The 6525-nt window shown below is 73.3% G+C and carries 6 protein-coding genes; 5 read left to right on the forward strand and 1 reads right to left on the reverse strand.

Annotated features, from left to right (window positions below; all coding sequences use genetic code 11):
• Window positions 1–109: 109 nt before the first annotated feature.
• Window positions 110–2521: an endopeptidase La gene (gene lon / locus AB0E83_RS34620; RefSeq protein ID WP_362120669.1), complete on the reverse strand. Its 2412-nt coding sequence runs from the start codon at window positions 2519–2521 to the stop codon at window positions 110–112.
• Between the two features lie 195 nt (window positions 2522–2716).
• Between lon and AB0E83_RS34625 the strand changes: the two genes are divergently transcribed.
• From AB0E83_RS34625 to AB0E83_RS34645, 5 genes are all read left to right on the forward strand, one after another.
• Window positions 2717–3223: a hypothetical protein gene (locus AB0E83_RS34625; RefSeq protein ID WP_362120671.1), complete on the forward strand. Its 507-nt coding sequence runs from the start codon at window positions 2717–2719 to the stop codon at window positions 3221–3223.
• 155 nt (window positions 3224–3378) lie between these two features.
• Window positions 3379–4062 carry a spermidine synthase gene (locus AB0E83_RS34630; protein WP_362120673.1) on the forward strand — a complete coding sequence of 228 codons (684 nt, stop codon included), beginning with the start codon at window positions 3379–3381 and terminating at the stop codon, window positions 4060–4062.
• A 60-nt stretch (window positions 4063–4122) separates the two neighbouring features.
• Window positions 4123–4860 (forward strand): response regulator transcription factor, encoded by a 738-nt coding sequence (locus tag AB0E83_RS34635; protein ID WP_282693356.1) that lies wholly within the window; start codon window positions 4123–4125, stop codon window positions 4858–4860.
• Window positions 4857–5951, forward strand: a complete 1095-nt coding sequence (locus AB0E83_RS34640; protein WP_362120675.1) for a HAMP domain-containing sensor histidine kinase — start codon at window positions 4857–4859, stop codon at window positions 5949–5951. Before AB0E83_RS34635 ends, AB0E83_RS34640 begins: the two co-directional genes overlap by 4 nt.
• Window positions 5952–6220: 269 nt before the next feature.
• Window positions 6221–6525: hypothetical protein (locus tag AB0E83_RS34645; protein ID WP_362120677.1), on the forward strand; the 305-nt coding region annotated here is incomplete at its 3' end.

The raw sequence follows: 6525 nt of genomic DNA on the forward strand, positions 1-6525 counted from the left end.
CGAACTCCCCCCGGCGTGAACGCGATCCCGGCGTGAGCGCGCTTCCGGGGCGGACGCGCGGGGCCCCCGGTACGCGCGCGCGTACCGGGGGCCTCGTCGGTGCCGGGGGTCAGGCCGCGGCCGCGACCGGGACCTCCGCCGGGGCCAGGGCGATCTCCAGGACCTGGCGGACGTCCGTCACCGGGTGGACCTCCAGCTTCTCCAGGACCTCGGCCGGGACGTCGTCCAGGTCGGCCTCGTTCCGCTTGGGGATGACCACCGTGGTGATGCCGGCCCGGTGGGCGGCGAGCAGCTTCTGCTTCAGCCCGCCGATGGGCAGCACCCGCCCGGTGAGGGAGACCTCGCCGGTCATGGCCACGTCGGTGCGGACCAGCCGGCCGCTGAGCAGCGAGGCCAGCGCGGTCGTCATGGTGATGCCCGCGCTCGGGCCGTCCTTCGGCACCGCGCCCGCCGGGAAGTGGATGTGCACGCCGCGGTCCTTGAGGCCGGTGACGGGCAGTTCCAGCTCCGCGCCGTGCGAGCGGAGGAAGGAGAGCGCGATCTGCGCGGACTCCTTCATCACGTCGCCCAGCTGACCGGTGAGGGTCAGGCCGGCGGCGCCGGTCTCCGGGTCGGCGAGGGACGCCTCCACGAAGAGGACGTCGCCGCCGGCGCCGGTCACCGCGAGGCCGGTGGCCACGCCGGGGACGGCGGTACGCCGCTCGGCCGGGTCCTGCGCGGACTCGGGCACGTGGTGCGGACGCCCGATGAGGGGCCGCAGCTCCTCGGGCGTGACCGTGAACGGCAGCTCGCGGTCGCCGAGTTCGTGCTGGGCCGCGACCTTGCGGAGCAGCCGGGCGATGGACCGCTCCAGGGTGCGGACGCCGGCCTCGCGGGTGTACTCGCCGGCCAGCTTCCGCAGCGCGGCCTCGTCGACGGTCACCTCGCCGGCCTCCAGACCGGCCCGCTCCAGCTGCCGGGGCAGCAGGTGGTCGCGGGCGATGACGACCTTCTCGTCCTCGGTGTAGCCGTCGAGGCGGACCAGCTCCATGCGGTCGAGCAGGGCCTCGGGGATAGCCTCCAGGACGTTGGCGGTCGCCAGGAAGACGACGTCGGAGAGGTCGAGCTCGACCTCCAGGTAGTGGTCGCGGAAGGTGTGGTTCTGCGCGGGGTCGAGGACTTCGAGGAGGGCCGCGGCGGGGTCGCCGCGGAAGTCGGAGCCGACCTTGTCGATCTCGTCGAGGAGCACGACCGGGTTCATGGACCCGGCCTCCTTGATCGCGCGGACGATCCGGCCGGGCAGGGCGCCCACGTACGTCCGCCGGTGGCCGCGGATCTCGGCCTCGTCGCGGACGCCGCCGAGGGCGACCCGGACGAACTTCCGGCCCATGGCGTGGGCGACGGACTCGCCGAGCGAGGTCTTGCCGACGCCGGGCGGGCCGACGAGCGCGAGGACGGCGCCGCCGCGCCGGCCGCCGACGACGCCGAGCCCGCGCTCGGAGCGCCGCTTGCGGACGGCCAGGTACTCGGTGATGCGCTCCTTCACGTCCTCCAGGCCGGCGTGCTCGGCGTCGAGGACGGCCTTGGCGCCCTGGATGTCGTACCGGTCCTCGGTCCGCTCGTTCCACGGCAGTTCGAGGACGGTGTCGAGCCAGGTCCGGATCCAGGAGCCCTCGGGCGACTGGTCGCTGGACCGCTCCAGCTTGTCGACCTCCTTGAGGGCGGCCTCGCGGACCGTCTCGGGCAGGTCGGCGGCCTCCACGCGGGCGCGGTAGTCGTCGGACTCCTCGCCGTCCTTCTCGCCGTTGAGCTCGCGCAGCTCCTTGCGGACGGCTTCGAGCTGGCGGCGGAGCAGGAACTCGCGCTGCTGCTTGTCGACGCCCTCCTGGACGTCCTTGGCGATGGTCTCGGCGACGTCCTGCTCGGCGAGGTGCTCGCGGAGCTGGGCGGTGGCGAGCTTCAGCCGGGCGACGGGGTCGGCGGTCTCCAGGAGCGCGACCTTCTGCTCGACGGTGAGGAAGGGCGAGTACCCGGAGTTGTCGGCGAGGGCGCCGACGCCGTCGATCTGCTGCACCCGGTCGACGACCTGCCAGGCGCCGCGCTTCTTCAGCCAGCTGGTGGCGAGCGCCTTGTACTCCTTGACGAGCTCGGTCACGGCGCCGGGCAGCGGTTCGGGCACGGTCTCCTCGACGACCTTCCCCTCGACCCACAGGGCGGCGCCGGGCCCGGTCGTCCCGGCCCCGATCCGCACCCGTCCGATGCCCCGGATCAGCGCTCCCGGGTCCCCGTCGGCCAGCCGGCCGACCTGCTCGACGATCCCGAGCGCGCCGGTCGCGGCGTACGTCCCGTCCACCCGCGGCACCAGCAGCACCCGCGGCTTCCCGCTCGCCCCGCGGGCGGCGGCCTGCGCGGCCTCCACCGCGGCCCGCACGTCGTTGTCCGACAGGTCCAGCGGCACCACCATCCCGGGCAGCACGACCTCGTCGTCGAGCGGCAGCACAGGCAGCGTCAGCGGCACGGACGGCTTGGACTCAGAAGCCATGATCTCCCCTTCGGCAGTCAAGTTGAGCTATGCCGACTCAATGCATATGAGCGCGGGATTGTTCCCCGGACCTTGTTCGCTGTGAGCGATCATGGGCCGGCGGCGCGGAAGGGGGCGGGCGGCGCGGCGTTCCGGCCCCGGCGGGGCGGCGTGTTCCGGCTGCGCGGGAGCGGGTCGCCGGGCATGCTCGGGCGCATGGAGAGTGCTGTGGAGCGAGGGCGCGGGCGCGCCTGGGGCGCGGTGCCGGCGGTGGTGGCGGCGCTGGTCGTCGGGGTGGCCGGGTGCGCCGACGCGGACGCCCCGGCCCCGCCGGACCGGGGCGGGGCCACGACGGGGGCGGTCGCGACGGACCCGCGGTCCGGGGCCGTGCTGGTCGAGGTCCGGGTGACGGGCGGGTTCGCGGGGGTGGACAACCTGCTCGTGGTGCGCGAGGACGGGAGCTGGACCGTCCGGTCCAGGAGCGGGGAGCCGCGCACCGGGCGGATGACCGCCGCCGAGCTGGCCGAGCTGCGCGCCGCCCTGGAGGACCCCGCCTACGCGCGCGTGCCCGAGCGGCCGGACGGGCCGCCCGTCGCCGACGGGTTCCAGTACTCCGTGACGTACGACCACCGGCTCGTCGTCGCGGGCGACCGCGAGCGGCCCGCCGCCCTCCAGCGCGTCTTCGACGCCCTCCCCGGAGGCGGCCCCCCGACCGCCCCCTGAGGCCGTCGGGAACCGCGCGGCGCGGGGCCGCCGCACCCCTTCCGTACCGCCTCCGCGTCACCCCGTGACTCCGTAACGTGTTTGTCCCGGCCGTCCGCGCTCCGCGAGGATGGCCGGGTCGACCCGTAATCCCTACGACGAGACACGGAGTGATCATGAACGGCCCCGTCACCCTCGACCGCCGCGAGGGCCCGTACGGCGAAGTCGTCCTGCGCCGGCGGGACGCCGAGGACCGCACCGACTTCGAGATCATCGCCAACGGCACCTTCCTGATGGACACCTCCGACGGACGCTCCGAGCGGCTGCTCGTCGACGCGGCCATGGGGGCGCTGCCCGAGCACGCGCGCGTGGGCGCGTCCGTCCTGATCGGCGGCCTCGGCGTCGGCTTCTCCCTGGCGCACGCCGCCGCCGACCCGCGCTGGGGCCGGATCGCGGTGGTCGAGCGGGAGGAGGCGATCATCGACTGGCACCGGCGGGGTCCGCTCGCCTCGATCTCCGGGCGCGCCCTCGCGGACGAGCGGGCCGTGATCCTGCACACGGATCTGGTGGAGTACCTGGAGACCTCCTCCGACACCTACGACGCGCTCTGCCTGGACATCGACAACGGTCCGGACTGGACCGTCACCGAGGACAACGAATCCCTGTACGGGGCAAGGGGTTTGGCGTCCTGCGCGGCCCGGCTGAACCCCGGCGGGGTGCTCGCCGTGTGGTCCGCGCGACCGTCCGGCGATTTCGAAGAGTCCTTGCGGAATGCCGGATTCAGCGGGGTACGGACGGAAGAGATCCCCGTTGCCCGGGGCGTCCCTGACGTGGTCCACCTCGGCATCCGGCCTGCGTAGCCGGGACGCGGTCGGTACCTCTAGGCTGCTGCACCGACATCGGCGACGCGAGGCGGGGCAATGGAGCAGACACACACCACTCACCACGGTGCGGCGGCGACTCCGGGGGCCCAGCGGCGCGTCCTGGTCGTCGAGGACGACGCGACCATCGTGGAGGCGGTCTCCGCCCGGCTGCGGGCCGAGGGCTTCCTCGTGCAGACGGCCACCGACGGCCCGGCCGCCGTCGAGGCGGCCGAGGCGTGGCAGCCGGACCTGATGGTCCTCGACGTGATGCTGCCCGGCTTCGACGGCCTGGAGGTCTGCCGCCGGGTGCAGGCCCAGCGCCCGGTGCCGGTGCTGATGCTCACCGCCCGGGACGACGAGACCGACATGCTGGTCGGGCTGGGCGTCGGTGCCGACGACTACATGACGAAGCCTTTCTCCATGCGTGAGCTGGCCGCCCGCGTGCACGTGCTGCTGCGCCGGGTGGAGCGGGCCGCGCTCGCCGCCGTCACCCCGCGCAGCGGGATCCTCCGCCTGGGCGAACTGGAGATCGACCACGCGCAGCGCCGGGTCCGGGTGCGGGCCGAGGACGTCCACCTGACGCCGACCGAGTTCGACCTGCTGGTCTGTCTGGCCAACACCCCGCGCGCGGTGCTCTCCCGGGAGCAGCTGCTCGCCGAGGTGTGGGACTGGGCGGACGCCTCCGGCACCCGGACCGTGGACAGCCACATCAAGGCGCTGCGCCGGAAGATCGGCGCCGAGCGGATCCGTACGGTGCACGGCGTCGGGTACGCGCTGGAGACCCCGGCGCCGTGAACCGGCCGGGGCGGCGCCCGGGGGGGTCCAGGCGCCGGATCGCGATCTCGATCAAGACGAAGCTGGGGGCGCTGGTCGTCGGCGCGGTGCTGCTGACCTCCGGCCTGGCCCTGGTGGCGATCCGCACGTCCACCGAGTTCCGGTACATCACGATCTTCGCGATGATCGCGACGCTGCTGATCACGCAGTTCGTGGCGCAGTCGCTGACGGCGCCGCTGGACGAGATGAACACGGTGGCGGGGTCGATCTCGCGCGGCGACTTCTCGCGGCGGGTGCGGGGCGCGGACCGGCGCGACGAGCTGGGCGACCTGGCCTCGACGATCAACCGCATGGCGGACGACCTGGAGGCGGTGGACCGGCACCGCAAGGAGCTGGTCGCCAACGTCTCGCACGAGCTGCGCACGCCGATCGCGGCGCTGCGGGCGGTCCTGGAGAACGTGGTCGACGGGGTCTCGGAGGCCGATCCGGAGACCATGCGCTCGGCGCTGAAGCAGACCGAGCGGCTGGGCCGGCTGGTGGAGACGCTGCTGGACCTGTCACGGCTCGACAACGGTGTCGTACAGCTGCGGGCCCGCCGTTTCGAGGTGTGGCCCTACCTGTCGGGGGTGCTGCGGGAGGCGAACCTGGCGGCGGCGCAGCGCGGACTGCCGTCGACGTCCGGGCTGCACCGGCGCACCGACGTCCACCTGCACCTGGACGTGCAGCCGTCCGACCTGACGGCGTACGCCGACGTGGAGCGGCTGCACCAGGTGATGGCGAACCTGATCGACAACGCGGTGAAGCACTCCCCGCCGCACGGGCGGGTGACGGTGCGGGCCCGGCGCGGCCCGTACCCGGATTCGCTGGAGCTGCTGGTCGAGGACGAGGGGCCGGGCATCCCGGAGGCGGAGCGGCACAAGGTCTTCGAGCGGTTCAACCGGGGCGCGGCCCCGGACCGCCAGGGGCCGGGGAGCGACGGGGGCACCGGCCTCGGCCTCGCGATCGCGCGCTGGGCCGTGGACCTGCACGGTGGCGGGATCGGAGTGGCCGAATCCTCACGCGGGTGCCGCATCCGCGTCACCCTTCCGGGCAGCCTCCCCTTCCGGGATTGACGTAGGGTTCGAACCGGAAGCGAACGTTCTGCGTGTACACGGGCAGGACGTGGTCAGGGATGCGGCCGAAGACGGCCGTAGCCGCGCTTTTCCGTACCCTCACACATGCGGAACCACGCTTGTTTCCCGCCATTCACAGCGTCGAAACACCTCGTCAAGTGTGACTTGCGCGACGTTGGAGTGCCCGGCCTGCACGTCCCGCCCGGACAGGCGTAGCCTTTATTTCCGCTGTCCATCACCTTGCGAAGCGGAAGAGGGCGGTTGCCGCCGTGTCGTCTCAGTCCCCCAGTACCCCGAGCTCCCCGGCCGACCAAGACGGGCGTGGCGTGAGCCCCGCAGCCGCCTTCGGTGCCAATGAGTGGCTCGTCGACGAGATTTACCAGCAGTACCTCCAGGACCCGAATTCGGTCGATCGTGCCTGGTGGGACTTCTTCGCCGACTACAAGCCGGGTGCGGCGGAGACCCCGTCCGCCCCGGCCGCGGTAGCGGTCGAGGAGGAGGCGGCGCTCCTCGGGGAGCGAGCTGCGGTAGTCGCTGAAGATCTTGCCGAGGGCGACCCGGTCGAGGTCGGCGA

It is taken from the genome of Streptomyces sp. NPDC035033, assembly GCF_040636735.1.
GTDB lineage: Bacteria > Actinomycetota > Actinomycetes > Streptomycetales > Streptomycetaceae > Streptomyces.